This window comes from Variovorax sp. FW301-JW7 (genome assembly GCF_058788795.1).
In genome coordinates this window covers 45528-63864 of sequence record NZ_JBYTBC010000012.1, presented here as the reverse complement: position 1 = coordinate 63864, position 18337 = coordinate 45528, and the positions used below count along the sequence as shown (strand labels likewise).

Annotated in this window: 21 protein-coding genes and 1 pseudogene; 4 read left to right on the top strand and 18 right to left on the bottom strand. The window is 68.8% G+C overall.

The annotated features are described in order from the left end of the window. Positions 1–15 precede the first annotated feature (15 nt). Positions 16–1059, bottom strand: coding sequence for a type IV pilus twitching motility protein PilT (locus AC3WQM_RS26670; protein WP_056576373.1), 1044 nt, complete (start codon positions 1057–1059; stop codon positions 16–18). 51 nt (positions 1060–1110) lie between these two features. Here AC3WQM_RS26670 and AC3WQM_RS26665 point away from each other — a divergent pair, with 51 nt between their 5' ends. Then, positions 1111–1812 (top strand): YggS family pyridoxal phosphate-dependent enzyme, encoded by a 702-nt coding sequence (locus tag AC3WQM_RS26665; protein WP_492682983.1) that lies wholly within the window; start codon positions 1111–1113, stop codon positions 1810–1812. 4 nt (positions 1813–1816) lie between these two features. Here the strand turns inward: AC3WQM_RS26665 and AC3WQM_RS26660 are convergent, their stop codons facing one another. From AC3WQM_RS26660 to AC3WQM_RS26645, 4 genes and pseudogenes are all read right to left on the bottom strand, one after another. Next, entirely contained in the window at positions 1817–2554 is a 738-nt protein-coding gene (locus tag AC3WQM_RS26660; RefSeq protein ID WP_492682981.1) for a hypothetical protein, read from the bottom strand. Between the two features lie 96 nt (positions 2555–2650). Beyond that, a pseudogene (locus tag AC3WQM_RS26655) lies at positions 2651–2809 on the bottom strand (Lrp/AsnC ligand binding domain-containing protein); the annotation flags it as partial. Positions 2810–2847: 38 nt separating this feature from the next. Then, positions 2848–3816: a tripartite tricarboxylate transporter substrate-binding protein gene (locus AC3WQM_RS26650; RefSeq protein WP_492682979.1), complete on the bottom strand. Its 969-nt coding sequence runs from the start codon at positions 3814–3816 to the stop codon at positions 2848–2850. Continuing rightward, positions 3813–5018, bottom strand: a complete 1206-nt coding sequence (locus AC3WQM_RS26645) for a pyridoxal-phosphate dependent enzyme (protein WP_492682977.1) — start codon at positions 5016–5018, stop codon at positions 3813–3815. The genes AC3WQM_RS26650 and AC3WQM_RS26645 overlap by 4 nt, the downstream gene beginning before the upstream one ends. Before the next feature lie 116 nt (positions 5019–5134). On the opposite strand from AC3WQM_RS26645, the gene AC3WQM_RS26640 reads away from it, so the two are divergent. Further along, positions 5135–6022 carry a LysR substrate-binding domain-containing protein gene (locus AC3WQM_RS26640; RefSeq protein WP_492682975.1) on the top strand — a complete coding sequence of 296 codons (888 nt, stop codon included), beginning with the start codon at positions 5135–5137 and terminating at the stop codon, positions 6020–6022. A 46-nt stretch (positions 6023–6068) separates the two neighbouring features. Here AC3WQM_RS26640 and AC3WQM_RS26635 read toward each other — a convergent pair whose 3' ends face one another. The 13 genes from AC3WQM_RS26635 to AC3WQM_RS26575 form a co-directional block, all read right to left on the bottom strand. Next, entirely contained in the window at positions 6069–6812 is a 744-nt protein-coding gene (locus tag AC3WQM_RS26635) for a sulfite exporter TauE/SafE family protein (RefSeq protein ID WP_489062100.1), read from the bottom strand. 10 nt (positions 6813–6822) lie between these two features. Next, positions 6823–7413 carry a malonic semialdehyde reductase gene (locus AC3WQM_RS26630; RefSeq protein ID WP_492682973.1) on the bottom strand — a complete coding sequence of 197 codons (591 nt, stop codon included), beginning with the start codon at positions 7411–7413 and terminating at the stop codon, positions 6823–6825. Next, positions 7410–8252: an alpha/beta hydrolase gene (locus AC3WQM_RS26625; protein ID WP_492682971.1), complete on the bottom strand. Its 843-nt coding sequence runs from the start codon at positions 8250–8252 to the stop codon at positions 7410–7412. Before AC3WQM_RS26625 ends, AC3WQM_RS26630 begins: the two co-directional genes overlap by 4 nt. 6 nt (positions 8253–8258) lie before the next feature. Continuing rightward, entirely contained in the window at positions 8259–9152 is an 894-nt protein-coding gene (gene dapA / locus AC3WQM_RS26620; RefSeq protein ID WP_492682969.1) for a 4-hydroxy-tetrahydrodipicolinate synthase, read from the bottom strand. Between the two features lie 46 nt (positions 9153–9198). Next, positions 9199–10014: an ABC transporter ATP-binding protein gene (locus AC3WQM_RS26615; RefSeq protein ID WP_307590426.1), complete on the bottom strand. Its 816-nt coding sequence runs from the start codon at positions 10012–10014 to the stop codon at positions 9199–9201. Continuing rightward, complete coding sequence (locus AC3WQM_RS26610) at positions 10011–10412, bottom strand: VOC family protein (protein ID WP_492682967.1); 402 nt, start codon at positions 10410–10412, stop codon at positions 10011–10013. Before AC3WQM_RS26610 ends, AC3WQM_RS26615 begins: the two co-directional genes overlap by 4 nt. Positions 10413–10468: 56 nt before the next feature. Continuing rightward, on the bottom strand, positions 10469–11239 hold the full coding sequence (locus AC3WQM_RS26605) for an ABC transporter permease (protein WP_492682965.1): 771 nt from the start codon (positions 11237–11239) through the stop codon (positions 10469–10471). A gap of 58 nt (positions 11240–11297) precedes the next feature. Further along, complete coding sequence (locus AC3WQM_RS26600) at positions 11298–11870, bottom strand: VOC family protein (protein ID WP_492682963.1); 573 nt, start codon at positions 11868–11870, stop codon at positions 11298–11300. A gap of 17 nt (positions 11871–11887) precedes the next feature. Further along, complete coding sequence (locus AC3WQM_RS26595; protein WP_492682961.1) at positions 11888–12904, bottom strand: ABC transporter substrate-binding protein; 1017 nt, start codon at positions 12902–12904, stop codon at positions 11888–11890. A 68-nt stretch (positions 12905–12972) separates the two neighbouring features. Further along, the gene (locus tag AC3WQM_RS26590; protein ID WP_492682959.1) at positions 12973–13911 is read right to left on the bottom strand and encodes a fumarylacetoacetate hydrolase family protein; all 939 of its coding nucleotides are present in this window, start codon (positions 13909–13911) and stop codon (positions 12973–12975) included. Between the two features lie 228 nt (positions 13912–14139). Next, positions 14140–14829 carry a GntR family transcriptional regulator gene (locus tag AC3WQM_RS26585; protein ID WP_099793338.1) on the bottom strand — a complete coding sequence of 230 codons (690 nt, stop codon included), beginning with the start codon at positions 14827–14829 and terminating at the stop codon, positions 14140–14142. 114 nt (positions 14830–14943) lie between these two features. Next, complete coding sequence (locus tag AC3WQM_RS26580; protein ID WP_062478450.1) at positions 14944–15411, bottom strand: Lrp/AsnC ligand binding domain-containing protein; 468 nt, start codon at positions 15409–15411, stop codon at positions 14944–14946. Positions 15412–15554: 143 nt separating this feature from the next. Continuing rightward, positions 15555–16010 carry a hypothetical protein gene (locus AC3WQM_RS26575; protein ID WP_492682957.1) on the bottom strand — a complete coding sequence of 152 codons (456 nt, stop codon included), beginning with the start codon at positions 16008–16010 and terminating at the stop codon, positions 15555–15557. A 252-nt stretch (positions 16011–16262) separates the two neighbouring features. On the opposite strand from AC3WQM_RS26575, the gene AC3WQM_RS26570 reads away from it, so the two are divergent. Both AC3WQM_RS26570 and AC3WQM_RS26565 read left to right on the top strand, forming a co-directional pair. Further along, positions 16263–17537, top strand: coding sequence for a Glu/Leu/Phe/Val family dehydrogenase (locus AC3WQM_RS26570; protein ID WP_070063824.1), 1275 nt, complete (start codon positions 16263–16265; stop codon positions 17535–17537). Positions 17538–17641: 104 nt separating this feature from the next. Further along, a complete protein-coding gene (locus AC3WQM_RS26565) occupies positions 17642–18334 on the top strand; it encodes a DUF2242 domain-containing protein (RefSeq protein ID WP_492682955.1) in 693 nt (230 codons plus the stop codon). Positions 18335–18337: the final 3 nt, after the last annotated feature.

Here is an 18337-nt window from a genome sequence, read left to right as displayed (position 1 = left end):
GGGTGGCTGTTCGAATCAGCCGGGGAAGTTTTCTGGGATCTTGGCCTTGCCGCGCGCTTCGGCAGCAGAGATCGTATTGCGGCGCACCAGCTCTGTCAGGTTCTGGTCGAGCGTCTGCATGCCCGAGCCCTGGCCGGTCTGGATGGTGGAGTACATCTGCGCGACCTTGGCCTCGCGGATCAGGTTGCGGATGGCCGGCGTGCCCAGCATGATCTCGTGCGCCGCCACGCGGCCCTGGCCGTCCTTGGTCTTGCACAGCGTCTGCGAGATCACGGCCTGCAAAGACTCCGACAGCATCGCGCGGATCATTTCTTTCTCTTCGCCCGGGAACACGTCGATGATCCGGTCGATGGTCTTGGCGGCCGACGAGGTGTGCAGCGTGCCGAACACCAGGTGGCCGGTTTCGGCCGCGGTCATCGCCAGGCGAATGGTTTCAAGGTCGCGCAACTCGCCCACCAGGATCGCGTCCGGGTCTTCGCGCAGCGCGGAGCGCAGTGCGTTCGAGAACGACAGCGTCATCGGCCCCACTTCGCGCTGGTTGATCAGGCACTTCTTCGATTCGTGCACGAACTCGATCGGGTCTTCCACCGTGAGGATGTGGCCGTACTCGTTCTCGTTGAGGTAGTTCACCATCGCCGCCAGCGTGGTCGACTTGCCCGAGCCCGTGGGGCCCGTCACCAGCACCAGCCCGCGCGGCTTGAGCGCGAGTTCGCCGAAAATCTTCGGGGCGTTGAGCTGCTCGAGCGTGAGGATCTTCGAGGGAATGGTCCGAAACACCGCCGCCGCGCCGCGTGCCTGGTTGAAGGCGTTCACGCGAAAGCGCGCGAGGCCGTCGATCTCGAACGAGAAGTCGACCTCCAGGAACTCTTCGTAGTGCTTGCGGTGCGTGTCGCTCATGATGTCGTACACCATGGCATGCACCGCCTTGTGGTCCAGTGCATCGACGTTGATGCGGCGCACGTCGCCGTTCACGCGGATCATCGGCGGCAGGCCGGCCGACAGGTGCAGGTCGGAGGCTTTGTTCTTGACGCTGAACGCCAGCAGTTGGGTGATGTCCACGGGGCTCCTCAGGCAGGCTTTAGTGACGTTTTGATACGAATTCGGAAGATTATGACGATGATTGGCGACGACCTCCAGCAAGTAAGGGCCCGGATCGACAAGGCCTGTGCAGACGCCGGGCGCGACCCGTCGGCGGTGCGCCTGCTGGCGGTGTCCAAGACCTTCGGGCCGGAGGCGGTGCGCGAGGCGCACGCGGCCGGCCAGGCGGCGTTCGGCGAGAACTACGTGCAGGAGGGCCTGGACAAGATCGCTGCGCTGGCCGACCTGCGCGCGGGGCTCGAATGGCACTGCATCGGCCCTCTGCAGAGCAACAAGACGCGGCCCGTGGCCGAGCAGTTCGACTGGGTCCACAGCATCGACCGCCTGAAGATCGCCGAGCGCCTGTCGGCCCAACGGCCGGCCCATCTGCCGCCGCTGCAGGTGTGCCTGCAGGTCAACGTGGACGGCGGCGCGAACAAGTCCGGCGTGCCGCCGGAAGAAGCCCTGGCGCTGGCACGCGCTGTGGCGGCCTTGCCACAACTGACGCTGCGCGGGCTCATGGCGATCCCCGAACCGGCGGCGGATTTCGCGGCGCAGCGCGAACTGTGCCTGCGCGCCCATGCGGTGTTCGAATCGATCCGCGCGGCGGGCATCGCGCTGGACACGCTCTCGCTGGGCATGAGCGCCGACCTCGAAGCGGCGGTCAGTGCCGGCAGCACGATGGTGCGGGTCGGTACGGCGATCTTCGGCGGGCGGGTGAAGACGCCCGTGTAGGTGGTCAGGGGGCGGCGGCTGTCTTCTGGGCGCGCTTCAGATCCTGGACCACCAGGTCGGCGATGTCCGATGCGCTCTTCTCGAGGCCGCCAGCGCTGACCTTGGTGTCTGCCATCAGTGCTGCGAAGTCGGGAAAGGTTGTCTTCGCTTCTGTATTGCGCCACCCTTCGGCGAGAGGCTTCCAGCCGGCCGAGTGGTAGCCGCGGTAGATTGGCTTCGTCTTGTCCTTGCCCAGCAGGACCGCGACCGAGGTGATCGTCGGCAGGTAGACGCTCACCCGAGGCGGCGAGACGAAGCCGACGATCGTCGGGGACACGACGAGGATCGCGTCCGCGGGGCTTTCGAGCTTGTCGAACGCGAGCGTGTAGCCGCCATTGGCTTCCACCCACGGTGCGTCCTGTTCGGTGACGGCATATCCCTGTGTCTCGAGGCGTGCGACAAGCTGCTTCACCAGCAGGGTGTTGATCGCCGTGCCCTGTGCCTTGTAGGCCGCCGACAGCGTGTCCTGCTTGCTGGATTGGTCCGCCGCGGCGACCAGCCCGCCGATCAGGCCGAAGGCCATGCCGGGATGGCCCATGTTGAACACCGTGTAGGTCTTGGGCTCAGGCACCTTGACCACGGCGATCGATTTGATTTCCACCAAGCGTTCGAGCGGCGCGTCGATCTTCGGTACCGGTCCCACGCAGGCGCCCAGCAACAAGGTTGCAACCAGGACGACCGCCGATCCAATGCGTTTGAACATTCCCTCGCTCCGTTGTGTTGATATGGCGGAGCATTCTGGGTAAACAATGGAAATGTTTCAATAGGTGTCGACGATGCAGCCCTCGGGCTGCAACAGTCAGACCCCCAGCGGCAGGCGCGCGCTGCTCTTGACCTCTTCCATCACCGCATAGGTCCGCGTCTCGCGCATGCCGGGCAGCTGCCACAGCACGGTGCCGGCGAACTCGCGGTAGGCGGGCATGTGGGTCTAGAGGAGGTAGTCGAAGCCGCCGGCAACCCGCGGGCCGTGGCCCGGATACCGAGTGGCCCGCCAGCCTATTCCGGCTTCAAGGCGAGCCCGCGCGCGACGGCGCCCCAGCGTCGAACTTCGCCCTGCATGAACTCGGCCAGCTCGGGCCGGGACGATGAAAAGCGCAGCACGATGCCCAGCGACGAAAGCTTGTCCTTCACACCGGGGTTGGCCATGACCGCTGAGACCTGCAAGCGCAGCTTCTCCAGCATGTCCGCGCTGGCCTGCGCCGGCGCCACCAGGGCCCACCACTGGTCGATCTCCATTTCGCGCACACCGAGTTCCTTCAGCGTGGGCACGTTCGCCAGCAGGGGGATGCGGCTCGCGGACGTGACGGCGAGGGCGCGCAGCTTGCCCGATTGGTAGAGCGACGCACCGGCTGCCAGCGACGAGAAGTGCCCGGCGACGATGCCGCCGGCGACATCGACCAGCGCCGGCGCGGAGCCCTTGTAGGGCACGAGGGTGAACTTCAATCCGCTGCGCGCGGCGAGCAACTCGGACGACAGGTGGCTGATGGTCCCGGCCCCGCTGTGGGCCAGCGCGAGCGGCGGCTCGCTCCTGGCGCGTGCCACGAAACTCGCGAAGTCGGTGGGCGCCCCGGAATCGGCACTGGTGAAGAGAACGAGGGGCGTCGTGCCCAGCAGCGTGACGGGTGCGAAGTCGCGCAGGAGGTCATAGGGAAGCTTCGCCGTCACCGCGGGTGCGATGGCGTGCGGCAACTCCACGATCAACAGGCTGTTCCCGTCGGGGGGCGCTTTGGCGACCGAATCGGTGCCGATCTGCCCGGCCGCGCCCGGCCTGTTGTCGACGAGCACGGTGCGGCCCATGGTTTCCGACAGCCGCTGCGCCAGCACCCGTGCGATGGCGTCGGTGCTGCCGCCCGGCGCCCAGGGCACCACGATCTTGATCGGCGCGGCCTGGGCGCTCGCCGGGCCTGCGAGGCCGGCGGCAAGCAGCGCAAGGACGGCCTGGCGTCGGGAAGGATGCAGCGTCATGCGGGGACTCCGTGGGAGGGTTCGAACAAGGAAGGGGTGGTGGCCGGGTCCGGCCACGCCGGGTCGCGCGTGGCATTGGCGGTCAGCACAAGGCACACGTGCGAGGACGGGGCGATGCGCTGCGTGGCGACGAGTTGCTGCGCGGCGGCCAGGGTCGCGGCCGCGCAAAGCTCGGGCTGGCTGCCCACGGCCTGCCAGCTGACCCTGGCCCGCCGGGCCGTCGCGTCGTCGATCGCCACCGCGCCGCCACCCGTTGTGGTGACGGCCTGATGCTGCAGCCACGTGGTCGTGGCGCCGGCGGTCGAGAACTGGACGGTCTGGCCCGGGTGGGAGGCGTGCAGCGAGGCCCCGTTCAAGACCAGGGAGAGGCGGGGAAACGGCTCCACGGCCCACAGCTGCGGCATGGCCCGGATGCGCCCCGCGGCGTGCAGTTCCGACAGGCCGCGATAGATCCCCCAGAGCAGATCGCCGCGTGCCGTCGGCACCACGATGTGGTCCGGCAACGCGCTCCAGGCAGCCATTTCGGCCGCGATCGTCTTGTAGCCCTCGATGGCAAGCGGTGCGCCGCCCAAGGCGGGCAGGTGATAGTTGGTCAACGGCAGGACGCCCGTGTCACCGGCGCGGCGGGCCACGTGGTCCCAGCGTCCCTGGTTGTCCGGGAAGACGAAGCGCACGGCCCCCTGGGTTTGCAGCGCGTCGACATAGGACGGCGGCATGTCGGCGTATGTCGCGACTTCGCAGCGCAGGCCGGCGGCGCGCGCGTAGACCGCTGCGGAGAGGGCCGCGTTGCCGCTCGAGGCCAGCGCCAGCGTGTCGGCGCCGGCCAGCAGCGCGTGCGCCACGCCGAAGGCCGACATGCGGTCCTTGTGCGAGCCCGAGGGATTGCCGCTTTCGTCGTGCACCGTGAGCTGCGCGACACCCAGGGCCTGGGCGAACGCCGGCAGCGAGCGCGAGGTCCCGGCCAGTGTCTGCTGCGCGAAACCGAGAAAGGGCAGCGAGATGCCCTGGCCAGGAGCGCCCGCATACGAAGCGGCCAGGCTCACATGGCGGCCGTCGGCGGCGCACTTCGCGCAGCCATCGTGGCGCAGCGAGACGGGATAGAGCGTTCCGCACGAGAGGCAGCGCAGCCCCTCGAGAGCGGGGTTCCAGCGCAAGCCGCTGCGATGCGCGGGCTGCAAGTCTTGGGGGGCGGGAAAAGGCATGCGGGCAGTCTAGGCAGCGCACCGCAGCGCGGCCAGCCAGCGGGCCTTAGGGTATATAAGTTGGCCTTATGACCCGTCAGACCCCTTCCGCCCCGGCCCCCGACTGGACACCGACGTTGCGCCAGCTCGAAGTGCTGCGGGCCGTGGTGCAACTGGGCTCGCTGAGCCGGGCGGCGCAGGCGCTGCACGTCAGCCAGCCATCGGTGACGCAGACGCTGTCGCAGCTGCAGCGCGACTGCGGTGTCGAGCTGCTCACCCGGCGTCATGGCCGCGTTGCCGCGACGGCGGCCGCGCAGGCTCTGGTGGACGACATCGACGAGGTGTTCGGCGCCATGGAGCGCGTCGGCGCGCGCCTGGACGCATTGCGCTCGCCGGCGAAGGGCGAACTGACGGTGGCATGCCTGCATGCGCTGGCCACCGCGGTGCTGCCGGAAGCGGTGGGACAGTTCAGGCAGAGCTTTCCCACCATCCGCCTCACCTTGATGGTGGAGAGCTCGCGCAGCATTCGCGACGCGCTGTTGGCGGGGAAGGCGGACTTCGCGGTGCTCAGCGACGAGGTCGACCTGGCCGGGCTGACGGCCTCGAGCTTCTACGAGGTGCCCGCCGTCTGCGTCATGCCGGTCAGCCATCGCCTGGCGCGGCGGGCGGTTCTGGTCCCGGCCGATCTGGCGGGCGAAGCCGTCATCGCGCTTTCTCCGCCGGCCCCCGCATGCGCCGAGATGAGGCGCAGCTTCGTCGACGCCGGCGTGCCTTGGCAGCCCGCGATCAGCACGCCCTACAGCCTCACGCAATGCGAACTGGCACTGGCCGGCGCGGGCATCGCGATCACGAATCCCATCGTGGCGCACAAGTTCCATAACCAGGGCCTGGCCAGCGTGCCTTTCGAACCGGCGCTCATGTTCCGTGCCTGCCTGGCTTTCGGGACGACCTACCGTGCCAGCCGCGCGAGCCAGGCCTTCATCGGGCTGCTGCGGTCGAACACCTTCAAGCGCATCGGTGTGTGAACGCGTGGGCGCATCGCCACCCGACACGCCAGCGTCCATCGGGCCTTCACGAGGAGCGAAGAAAGAACAGCAGGCTCATCGTCAGCCCCGTGGCGACGATGCCCGCGCGCAGCCAGGCCGGCGGCAGGCGTCGCGCGCCGCGTGCGCCCAGGTAGCCGCCGAGCAGTGCGGCGCCCGCCATGATCGCGGCCTCGCGCCAGGCGATGAGGCCGCCCCAGGCATAGAGGGCGACCGCGATCAGCGTGAGCAGCGCCGACACCTGGTTCTTGAGGCCGTTGGCGGCCAGCAGGCGGGTCTGTCCGAGCAGGCCGAACAGCGCCAGCAGCAGGATGCCCAGCCCGCCGTTGAAGTAGCCGCCATAGACCGTGACGGCGAGCACCGAGACCCTCGCGACCGCCGGACTGCGCGCGCCCGCCTGCCGCGAGGCCGTGAGGCGCGGCGCCAGCACGAACAGCAGCGTGGCCAGCAACAGCAGCCACGGCACGACGCGGCGGAAGGTGTGATCGGGCGTGATCAGCAGCAGCGCGGCGCCCGTGCTGCCGCCCAGCAGCGAGAGCAGCACCAGCGCCCGCATGGACAGCCCGGGCGGCGGTTGGGTGTCGCCGCGAAAGCCCCAGGCCGCCGACAGGTAGCCGGGCAGCAGCGCGAGCGTGCCCGTGGCGTTGGCGCTCACGGCCGGCACGCCCGCGAACACCAGGGCCGGCAGCGTCAGGAAGCTGCCGCCGCCGGCCACCGCGTTCAGGGTGCCCGCCACGAAGGCGGCGGCGATCAACGTCGCATCGACAAGCATCGTGCGACCCTCAGGCGAAGCGGCAGGCTTCTTCGAACGCGAGCCTCGGGTGGCGCTCGAACAGCTTGACGGGGTCGCCGTGGCCGAGGTTGCACAGGAAGTTGGTGCGCACCGAGGTGCCGTGCCAGAAGACGGCGTCCATGCCGTCCGCGTCGAAGCCCGACATCGGCCCGCAGTCCAGCCCGATGGCGCGGGCCGCGAGCATGAAGTAGGCCGCCTGCAGGCTCGCGTTGCGAAAGGCAGTGCGCATCGCGTGCGCCTCCTTGTCGGGCCCCGTGAAGTCGTCCTGCATCGACGGCCGGTGCGGAAAGAGCCGTGGCAGCTCGCGGTAGAAGGCCGTGTCGAAACCGAGGATCGCGGTGACGGGCGCCGTCATCGTCTTGTCGACGTTGCCGGGCGAGAGCAGCGGCCGCAGGCGTTCGCGGCCTTCGTCGGTGCGCACGAAGACCACACGCATCGGCGAGCAGTTGGCCGAGGTCGGCCCCCACTTCACGAGCTCGTAAATCTGGCGCAGCTGCGCCTCGCTGACCGGGCGGGGCAGCCAGCCGTTGTGGGAGCGGGCCTGGCGGAAAAGGGTGTCGAGGGCGCTGTCTGGAATCATGGGGAAGGTGTGTCGTCGAAGGACCGCATCAGGCGAAGCGCCGCGATGGCGATGGCGCCGTCGGCCCGCGTCAACGCATCGAGGATCGAGAAGTGATCGTGGCCGGGGCAGTCGATGTGGCCGGCGTGCACGTCGTGCCACTGGCGCTGGATGATCCCGCATTGTTCGTGAAAGCCGGCGTTCTCCTCGCTGCCCAGCGCGGTGAGCAGGGGCGCGGCAGAGACCGGTCGCAACAGGGCCGGGCTCAGGGCCGCCGCGCTGTGCGGCGTGAAGCGCGTGGCCTCCATCACCGACGGCACGTCGAGCAGTGGGCGCAGGTCGTACAACGCGCTGATGCAGACGGCGGCTTTCACTTCGGGTTCGGTGGCCAGCAGCATCGCTGCCAGGTGCCCGCCGGCCGAATGGCCGCAGACGAACAGGCGTCCGCGCGGTGCGTCCCACTGCGCGTGGTGCGCGGCGAGCCAGACTGCCGCGCTGCGCATCTGCGCGACGATGGTCTCCACGTCCACCGCCGGGCACAGCGCGTAGTTGACGACCGCGACCGCGTAGCCGGCCGCGGTGAAAGGCGGCGCGACCAGCGAGGCGTCCGACTTGTCGAGCGAGCGCCAGTAGCCGCCGTGGATGTACATCAGCGTGCCGCGCGGGCGGCCCTCGGGCAGGAACAGGTCGAGGCGCTCGGCCGCGTGCCGCCCGTAGGCGATGTCGAGCCGCGCGCGGGCGCGCTCGCGCACCGCGGCGGACGCGCGTGCCCAGCCGTCGAAGATGTCCTGGTAGTGCGGGACGGCCAGGCGCGCGTTGTAGCGGCGCTCGCCGTCGCCGGCCGTGGGGTTCGGCGGCATGGCGGGTTACGCGCTGGCGCCGATGCGCTCGACCACGGCCCGCAGGTCGGCGCGCACCTTCTCCGTCAGCGCGGCGACGGGCGGACGCGTCGGCCCGGCACTGCGGCCCGCGAGCGTCATCGCTTCCTTGATGACGACCGGGAACGAGCCCCAGGCCCAGGCCGCGCGCAGCGGCGCGAAGATGTTCGACACGCGCAGCGCCTCGTCGTGGCGGCCGGCGCGCAGCGCGTCGTACATGCGCACCATGAGCTCGGGGAACACGTTGGCGGCGGGCGAGATGGTGCCCTGCGCGCCGTGGAACATCATCGACAGCGCGATGGTGTCGCGGCCCGAGAACAGCAGCGCGGGGTGCGGCGCGGTCAGCAGGTACTCGATGGACTGCGTGAGGTCGCCGCCCGAGTCCTTCATGCCCACGATGTTGTCGGCCGCCTGCATGCAGCGCGCGAGCGTGGCGGGCAGCACGTTGACGGCGGTGCGCGGCGGGTTGTTGTAGAGCATCACCGGCAGCTTCGTCGCGCGCGCCACGGCGGTGTAGTGGGCCACCAGCTCGTCCTGCGTGGGCTGCACGAAGTACGGCGTGATCACCAGCGCCAGGTCGGCGCCCAGGGCTTCGGCGGCCTGCGTGAGCGCGATGGCGTCGCGCGTGGTGGCGCCGCCGGTGCCGGCGTACAACGGCACGCGGCCGTCGATGGCGCGCATCGACAGCTCCAGCAGGCGGATGTGCTCGTCGCGCTCCAGGGCAAAGAACTCGCCCTGGCTGCCGGCGACGGAAATGCCGTGCACGCCGGCGCGGATGTAGCTGTCGATCAGCTCGCCGACGCGGGCTTCGTCGAGCCGGTGGTCGGCGGTGAAAGGCGTGGCCATGGCGGGCACCACGCCGTGGAATTTCGAGAGGTTCAAGGCAGAGAGCTCCGGAAGAAGAACGAAGAGGGGGCGAAGGGCGGCGTCAGTCGACGCCCATCAGGTGGCCCAGCTGCACCACGTAGTGGCCGAAGGCGGCCGCTTCCTTGGTGGTGCGCGGGTCGCGCGGGCGCGGCAGGTCGATGCGGATGTCCTCGACGATGCGCCCCGGCCGCTCGGACATCACGAGCACGCGGTCCGAAAGAAAGACGGCCTCCGAGATGCTGTGGGTGATGAGGATCACCGTCTGGCGCATCTCCTGCCACAGGCGCAGCAGCTCGACGTTGAGCTGGTCGCGCGTGAGCGCGTCGAGCGCCCCGAAGGGCTCGTCGAGCAGCAGCACCTGGGGCCGCATCACGAGGATTTGCCCCAGCGCCGCGCGCTGGCGCATGCCGCCCGAGAGTTCGTGCGGGTAGTTGCGGCGGAACTTCTCCAGCTTGAGGATCGGCAGCAGCGCCTCCACGCGCTCGTCGATGTCCTTCTTCGGCAGCTTGCGCACCTCGGCCGCGAGGCGGATGTTGGCCTCCACGGTTTCCCACGGCAGCATGTTGTGGGTCTGGAACACCACGCCCACGTCGTCGGACATCCGCGTCTGCAGGTGGCCCAGCACGCGCACTTCGCCGCCCGCGTCGGGCTGGATCAGCCCGGCCACGATGCGCAGCAGGGTGCTCTTGCCGCAGCCGCTGGGCCCCAGGATCGAGACGAACTCGCCGCGCTGCACCGTGAAGTCGACCTGCTCCAGCGCGCGCACGCTGTGGCGCGCGTCGAAGGTCTTGGCGACGCGGCTGACGCCGATCGCTGTGTCGATGGCACCGGGGGCGCGCACCGTCGCCTCGCCGGTGGCCACGGTCCCAGGCTTCACTTGCGCGCTCCCACCCAGCCGCCTTCGGAGATGTCGAAGACCACGCCGTCGAGGTCGCGGAATTTCATCTCGTAGTACAGGCTCTTCTTGTCGTGCGGCAGGTCCATGAAGAAGGTGCCGCCGTGGTCCTCGATGGCCTTGCGCTGCGCGTCCAGGTCGTCGACCCAGAAGCCGAAGTGATGCGTGCCGATCCAGTCCTTGCCCCGCTCGAGGCCGGCGGCCTCGTCGGTCTTGTAGTTCAGCAGCGCCAGGCAGATGGTGCCGTCCGTGAGGTACACGCCGTCGGCGATGGGCGAGTGCGTGGGCTCGACGATGGTGAGGTCGAAGACCTCGCTGTAGAACTTGGCCGCCTTCTGGGGATCGGGAACGGCGAGGGCGATGTGACGCAGTTTGGCCATGGGGATGTCTCCTGAGTTGAAATCTTTGGAAAAGGCGAAAGAGAAAAGGAAAGGGCTCAGAGCCCGCGCCACCAGATGCGCTTGGCGGCCAGCTCGACCAGCAGGTACAGCAGGCCGGCGACCGCCGAGATCACCACCAGCGCGGCGAACAGGTAGTCGGTGCGCGCGTTGGCATTGGCCTCGAGGATGAGGTGGCCGAGCCCGCGCTCGGAGCCGACGAACTCGCCCACGATCGCGCCGATCACGGCCAGCGGCATGGCCGAGCGCAGGCCGTCCATGATCGACGGCAGGGCCGAGGGCACGTAGAGGCGGCGGAAGGTGGTCCACGACGAGGCACGGATGGCGCGAAAGTGCTCCACCAGGTGCGCCGGCGTGCCCGCCAGCCCGCCCATGGTGGCGATCACCACCGGGAAGAAGGCGAAGAGAAAGGCCATCAGCACCTTCGAGGTGTCGCCGTAGCCGAACCAGATCACCATGAGCGGCGCCAGCGCGATCTTGGGCAGGCCCTGGAACACCACGATGAGCGGGTACAGCGCCCGCCGCACCACCGGGATGGCGTGGATCGCGAGCCCGAGCAGCACGCCGCCGACGGCCGCCAGCGCGAAGCCGGCCAGCACCTCCTGCGTGGTGACCCACGACTGCACGAGCAGTGCCATGCGGTTCGTCCACAGGCTGTCGAGCACCTGCGACAGCGGCGGCAGCAGGTAGCGCTTGATGCCGAACACGTCGACCGACTTTTCCCACAGCAGGCCCAGTGCGAGGAACAGCAGGGCGGGGTCGGTGAAGCGGCGCCACGATTCGGCGCGCGAGGAAGGGGCGGGGTGCATGTGTCTTGTCTCCGGATCTTTTTTTGTGTCGTGTCTTGTCTTGTCGCGTGGTGGGCGTTCAGCGCTTCGGGTTGTCGCTGTCTTCGCCTTTGGTGTCCTGTGCCGTGCGCGGCCCCCACTCGGGCGGCGGCACCACGAACCGGTCGAAGTGCCACTGGTCGAAGGCCGCGAGGTCGTTCTTCCAGACGCGGGGCGTGTAGGGCTGCGCGGGCGTGATCTGCACCATCTCCGCGTAGAACTCGCAGTAGTTGCCGTCGGGGTCCTTGAACACGAGGAACAGGTTCTCGCCGGGCCCGTGCTTGCCGATGCCGCGCACGATGTCGATGCCCTGCGCCTGCAGGTAGCGCGCGGCGTCCTCGATCTCGGCCAGTGAGCCGAGCTGGTAGGCGAAGTGCTCCAGCCCGGGCCGCCCTGGCGTGTAGGTGGCCGCATGCTGCGGATCGCCGGGCGCAATCTGCGCCAGCGCCAGGTCGTGGTGGTCGTTCCCGCAGCGCAGGAAAGCCATCTGGTCCTCGATGTGGTCGGACACTTCCAGCCCGACGATCTCGGTGTAGAAGCGCACGGAGGCCTTCAGGTCGCGCACGTTGAGCACGACGTGCCCGAGGCGCTGGGGACGGGGGCGTTGAACCATCGGTGTTGCTCCCGCGCTCATGGTGCGAGCAGGTCGTTGCTGTACGCGTCCTGCGGCTTCACCTTGCCGCCCAGGCCGAAGGCCTTGTCGACGAACTGCACGGTGGCGCGCATGCGGTCCTCGCGCAGGTGGCCCAGCCCCTTGGCCTTGGCCGCGGGGTCGACCAGCAGGTCGTTCATGTCCTTGATCTGCGCCAGCGCCACGGCGCGGTCGGTGGTGGGGAACATCTTCACCATGAGGTCGGCCGCCTGCTCGGGGTTGGCCATGGCGAACTCGTAGCCGCGGTACGAGGCGCGCAGGAACTTCTTCACCACCTCGGGGCGCTTCCTGATCAGGTCTTCGCTGGCCGCGAAGCCGCTGCCGTAGGCGTCCAGGCCGAAGTCGCTGTACTCGATCCAGCCCAGCGTCACGCCCGCGGCCTGGGCCTGCTTCTGGGTGACGGCGCGGTTGCTCCCACGCCAGCACTCGGCCAGGTCGACCTTGCCTTCGATCAGCGAGGCGTCGACCACGGCGGGGTCCATGCGCAGCAGGCGGATGCTGTCCTTGGGCTGGCGGTTCAGCTCCAGCCAGGCGGGCACGACGTTGTGCACCGGCGAGGCCGAGCCGCCACCCAGGCGCAGGCCCTTCATATCGGCCGGCGTCTTCGGCTGGTGGCGCTTGGTGTCGAAGCAGATGCCCGCGGGCCAGCGTGTGTTGATGGCGCCGATCATGCGGATCTTGCCGCCGTTGGCGCGGTTGAGCACGAGGCTGATCGGGTCGACGTAGCCGAACTCGAACTGGCCCTGGTCGAGCTCGTTGGCGGTGCGGTTGCCGCCGTAGCCGCGCACGATGGCGGTGTCCAGGCCCAGCTCGCGGAAGTAGCCCTGCGCCTGCGCGACGATCACGCCCACCGAGCTGCCCTGCGGCAGCCAGGCCATGTTGTAGGTGACCTTCTCCTGGGCGAACGCGGGGGGCGCGCCGGCCAGCAGCGCGCTGCAGGCGAGGCCGGTCAGCGCGCGCGCGATCGCGGCGAATCCTCTGCGGGTGGGTTGCATGTCGTTGTCTCCATACCTTGTTGTTCGTGATTCGAAAGAACGGGGCCGTGGCCCCGCCGTGCGGACGCTCAGAGGCGCTCTGCTTGCACCTGGTTGGACAGCCGTCCGATGCCTTCGATGCTCGCCACCAGCCGGTCGCCTGCGTTCAGGTAGATACCCCGACCCATGCCCACGCCGGTCGGCGTGCCGGTGGCGATCACGTCGCCCGGTTCGAGCGTGACGATGGTCGACAGGTAGGCGATCTGCTCGCGCACCGTCCAGATCATGTTGGCCGTGCTGTCCTGCTGCATCGGCTCGTCGTTCACGTCCAGGCGCATCTGCACGGCCTGCGGGTCGGGGATCTGCCAGGCGGGCACCAGCCACGGGCCGATGGGGGCGAAGGTGTCGTGGCACTTGCCCTGGAACCAGTCGTGCTTGAACGGGTAGTCGCCGCGGATGTTGAGGTCGCGCGCCGAGATGTCGTTGACGATCGTGTAGCAGGCCACGGCGTCCAGTGCGTCTTCGACCGAGATGCGGCGGCAACGCTTGCCGATCACGGCGGCGAGTTCGACCTCCCAGTCGAGCTTGCTGGTCTCGGGCGGCATCTGGATCGTCTCGCCGTTGCCGATCACCGTGTTCGAGAGCTTCAGGAACATGTACGGCTTGCTCTGCGACTTGGCCGCCAGCACCGTGCCCATCTCGTTGGCGTGTGAGGCGTAGTTCGAGGCGGCGCAGAAGATGCGGCTCGGCACGAAGGGCGCAGCCACGGCCGCGGCGCCGTCGGCCACCGGCCGGATGGCGCCCGAGGCGGCCAGCGCGGCGGCGATGGGCGTGGCGTCGCGCAGCCAGGCCTGCGCGTTCGCCCAATCGCCCAGCATGGCTTCGACGCCTTGCGTGACCCAGGCTTCGGGCAGCGGCGGCAGGCCGGCCGCGCGGGCCGCCTCCAGGTCGTACAGCTGGTCGTCCAGCACCAGGGCGGGGGCAAGCCCGCCGGCGCGGCGGTAAGTGGCGAGCGCGATCCAAGACATTCGATTGACTCCTCTTTTGTAGGTGGGTTGGAATCCGCGACAGGTTTTTGCATTCAGTGTCTGCGAATTGTGTGCAATTTTATGTTTTGGTGTTCAAGAACGTCAAGGGCTTGTCGCGGCGTGACTGAAACGGGCGTGCAGACGCACGCCGCGGCCGGCCTGCGCCGGGAACGGCGGGCCGGGGCGGGCAGCGGAAACGGGAGGGAGGAAGAGGGCGCGGCAGCCGCGTCAGGCGGCGGCGCTGGAAGACGGAGTGCGGGAGGCGCTGCCGTCGAAGTGCTGCAGCACGTTCATCGCCGAGTTGGCTGCATGGCTGTGCATGGCGGCGGCGGCGGCGTCACCGTCGTGCGCCAGCAGGGCGGCAACGAGGGCTTCGTGCTCGACATGGGAATGCTGCAGGCGGTTTTCTGTCGTGAAGAAGCCTTGCGAGCGGAAGGGGGCGAGGCGCTGCCGCAGGCTCAGTGCGAGGTCCTGCAGCGTCTTGTTGCGGGCGCCGGCGTAGATCAGCGCGTGGAATTCCTCGTTCAGCGCGGCGTACGCTTTCGCGTCGCCCTCGGCCGCGGCGCGCCCGGCTTGCTGATGAACGAACTCGATGCGCTTGCGCTCCGACGGCGCGGCGCGCAGCGCACACAGCTTGGCGCACAGGGCTTCCAGTTCGCCGGAGGCTTCGAAGAGGCCGTCGAGGTCGGCGGGCGCCATCGTCGCCACCGAGAACCCGCGGCGCGGCAGGTGCTCGATCAGCCGGGTCGAGGCGAGCTGGCGCAGCGCATCGCGCACCGGGCTGCGCGAGACGCCGAAGCGCGTCGCGATCGTCTGTTCGTCCAGGCGCTCGCCCGGTTGGAAACGGCGCAACACGATTTCCTCGGCCAGGCGGTCCGAGATGGTCTGGGACAGCGTTTTTCCAGGCTCGTTTTCCATGGTTTGCTTCTTCGGGGGCGTGCCGCCCACGTGGCGTGGGACGACATATTGTCGACAAAATTTAATTGTCGCATGCAATAACGCCGACCCAAACGCCCCGGGCGGGCGTGCGCCTCAGACCCCCAGCGGCAGGCGCGCGCTGCTCTTGACCTCTTCCATCACCGCATAGGTCCGCGTCTCGCGCACCCCGGGCAACTGCCACAGCACGGTGCCGGCGAACTCGCGGTAGGCGGCCATGTCGGCCATGCGGGTCTTGAGGAGGTAGTCGAAGCCGCCGGCGACCATGTGGCATTCCATGATCTCGTCGCGCACCTGCACGGCGGCCTTGAACTGGTCGAAGACATTGGCGGTGGTGCGGTCGAGCAGGACCTCGACGAACACGGTGAAGCCGCGCCCCAGCTTGTAGGGGTCGAGGCGGGCCTCGTAGCCCAGGATGAAGCCGTCGCGCGTGAGGCGCTGCACGCGCGCCAGCACGGCGGTGGGGGACAGCGCGACCGCCTCCGCCAGCTTGAGGTTGGTGATGCGGCCGTCTTCCTGAAGGATCTTCAGCAGGCGCAGATCGATGCGGTCCAGATCAAGCATTCGAGAATTATCCGGCGCACGCACCGATCGACTGCAAGAAATGCGGCCTATTTGCCACGGCCATAGGAGATAGAACCAAGGAAATGCCGTTGGACTACCCTTTCGCAGTCATTTGGACTACCGAAAGCCGTGGGTCACCGCATTCAACGCACCGTGGTCGCGCCGGGTGCGGCAGCCTGGCGGCCCGAGAGCTGGTCGACCAGCGCGCCGTAGGCCGGGCCTTCGCGCAGCTTGGTGTAGGCGGCCTGGGCTTCGCGGTAGCCGGGGCGCGACGTGTCGGCGCCGGCTTCGCCCGACTGCTGGGCGGCCAGGCCCGAGCGGATCCACAGCTGGGTGTCGGCGGCCACGGCGGCGCGGCTGTTGGCCGAGACCACGACCGGCTCCTGGCCCATGTTCTCGTTGTAGCCCTGGGTGGGCGCAGTCTTCAGCCACTGCTGGGCGTCGGCCGTCACGGCGGCGCGCGTCGTCGACGACGCGAAGGGCGCGGGACGCGGATCGCCTTCGGCGTAGTTGCCGGCAAAGCTCGGCGCGGCCACGAGGCCGAGCAGGGCGGCGACGGCGGCGGTGTTCAGCAGGCGGGTGGTGGAAGAAAGCTTCATGTTCGTTCACTCCTTGAGGTGGTTGCTTGGTTGGTGAGAACGACTGTACGAAGCGCATCCACGCGACCGATAACGTCTGGATGACGGTTTTGTCATGTGCGTATCCACCTGCATCGGGCCGCGCCGAGAGGGACCGCAAGGGGCCTTCCAACTTCTCTTGCATAACCGCCATCGCGGCATGCATAAGCCATGGCGCGCGGCCCGCAGTCGGAATATCGTTGCGCCCATCCATTCCAACCAAGGGAATCTTCCATGAACGAGAAACTCTCCTTCGTCAATCCGACGGCCAACAGCCCCTGGGGCACCTACCTGTCGCAGGTCGATCGTGTCGTGCCGTACCTCGGCCCGCTGGCGCGCTGGGTCGAAACCCTCAAGCGCCCCAAGCGTGCGCTGATCGTCGACGTGCCGATCGAGATGGACAACGGCACCATCGCCCACTTCGAGGGCTACCGCGTGCAGCACAACATGAGCCGCGGTCCGGGCAAGGGCGGCGTGCGCTTCCACCCCGACGTCACGCTGGAAGAAGTGATGGCGCTGTCGGCCTGGATGACCATCAAGACCGCCGCCGTCAACCTGCCGTACGGCGGTGCCAAGGGCGGCATCCGCGTCGACCCGAAGAAGCTGTCGCTGCAAGAGCTGGAGAAGGTCACGCGCCGCTACACCAGCGAGATCGGCATCATCATCGGCCCGCACACCGACATCCCCGCGCCCGACGTGAACACCAACGCGCAGATCATGGCGTGGATGATGGACACCTACTCGATGAACGTCGGCGGCACCGCCACCGGCGTGGTCACCGGCAAGCCGCTGCACCTGGGCGGCTCGCTGGGCCGCGTGAAGGCCACCGGCCGCGGCGTGTTCGTCACCGGCCGTGAAGCGGCCCGCCGACTGGGCATGGACCTGCGCGGCGCGCGCATCGCGGTGCAGGGCTTCGGCAACGTGGGCTCGGTCGCGGCCGAACTGTTCGTCGAGGCGGGCGCCAAGATCGTCGCGGTGCAGGACCACACCGGCACCATCGTGAACACCAACGGCCTGGACCTGACCCAGCTCGTGCCCATCTCGCGCACCGACGGCGTGGTCGGCTTCAAGGCCGGCGGCGACATCGTGCCGAACGAAGACTTCTGGGACGTGACCTGCGACATCCTGATCCCGGCCGCCCTCGAAGGCCAGCTCACGGCCGAGCGCGCCAAGAAGACCACCGCCAAGCTGGTGCTCGAAGGCGCCAACGGCCCGACGGTGCCCGAGGCGGACGACATCCTGGCCGAGCGCGGCGTGCTGGTCGTGCCCGACGTGATCTGCAACGCCGGCGGCGTGACGGTCTCGTACTTCGAATGGGTGCAGGACTTCTCGTCCTTCTTCTGGGACGAGGACGAGATCAACGTGCGCCTCGATCGCATCATGATGAACGCGCTCAACCAGATCTGGGACACGGCCGACAAGCACAAGATCCCGCTGCGCACCGCCACCTACGCGGTGGCCTGCGAGCGCATCCTGATGGCGCGCCAGGAACGCGGTCTGTACCCCTGACGCGATCTCCGGGGCTTGCAGGGCCTTTCGGGAACCCCCGGCCTGCCGGGGGCTCGAAGCGAAGCCGCCGGTTGGTTAGCATCCGGTGTCCTTCCCGCCCTGCCATGCCCCCCACCTCTTCTGCTGCCTTCTTCTCTTCGCCGGCCCGCGTGCCGGCGTTTCTGTTCCCGAGCCTGCTGTCGGTGCTCGTGCTGGCCGGCTGCGGCACCTTGGGCACGCGCCAGACCTACGAGCCCGAAGACTTCGACTCGACCACCACCCACACGCGCAACTACGCCGCCAGCGAGGCCCAGACCTGCGAGGCGGCGCGCCGCGCGCTGCTGAGCCAGGGCTACATGGTCACGGCTGCCAACGCCGATCTGGTGACCGCGCGCAAGAGCTTCCAGCCCGCGGCCGAGACGCACGTCGAGGTCGAGTTCCGCGTGGTCTGCGCGCGAGAAATGGGTACTGGCAGCGCCTCGGCCGGACGCAGCACCGTGGCCTTCGCGACCGCGCTGCAGGACCGCTACGGCCTGAAGAAGGGCAGCAACTCGGCCAGCCTGGGCGTGGGCGCCATCGGCTCGCTTTCGCTGCCCTTCGGCGGCAGCAACGAGGCGATGGTCAAGGTGGCGAGCGAGACGCTGTCCGACGAGCGTTTCTACGACCGCTTCTTCACGCTGGTCGAGCGTTTCCTGCAGGGCGGCGGCCCCGACATGCCGGCCGATGCGGCACCCGCCGACGCCGACGACGCACCGAAGCCCGCCACGCGCCCCGCCGCCACCACCTTCCCGGTGGCGCCGTCGCCGAACCGCGGCTGAACA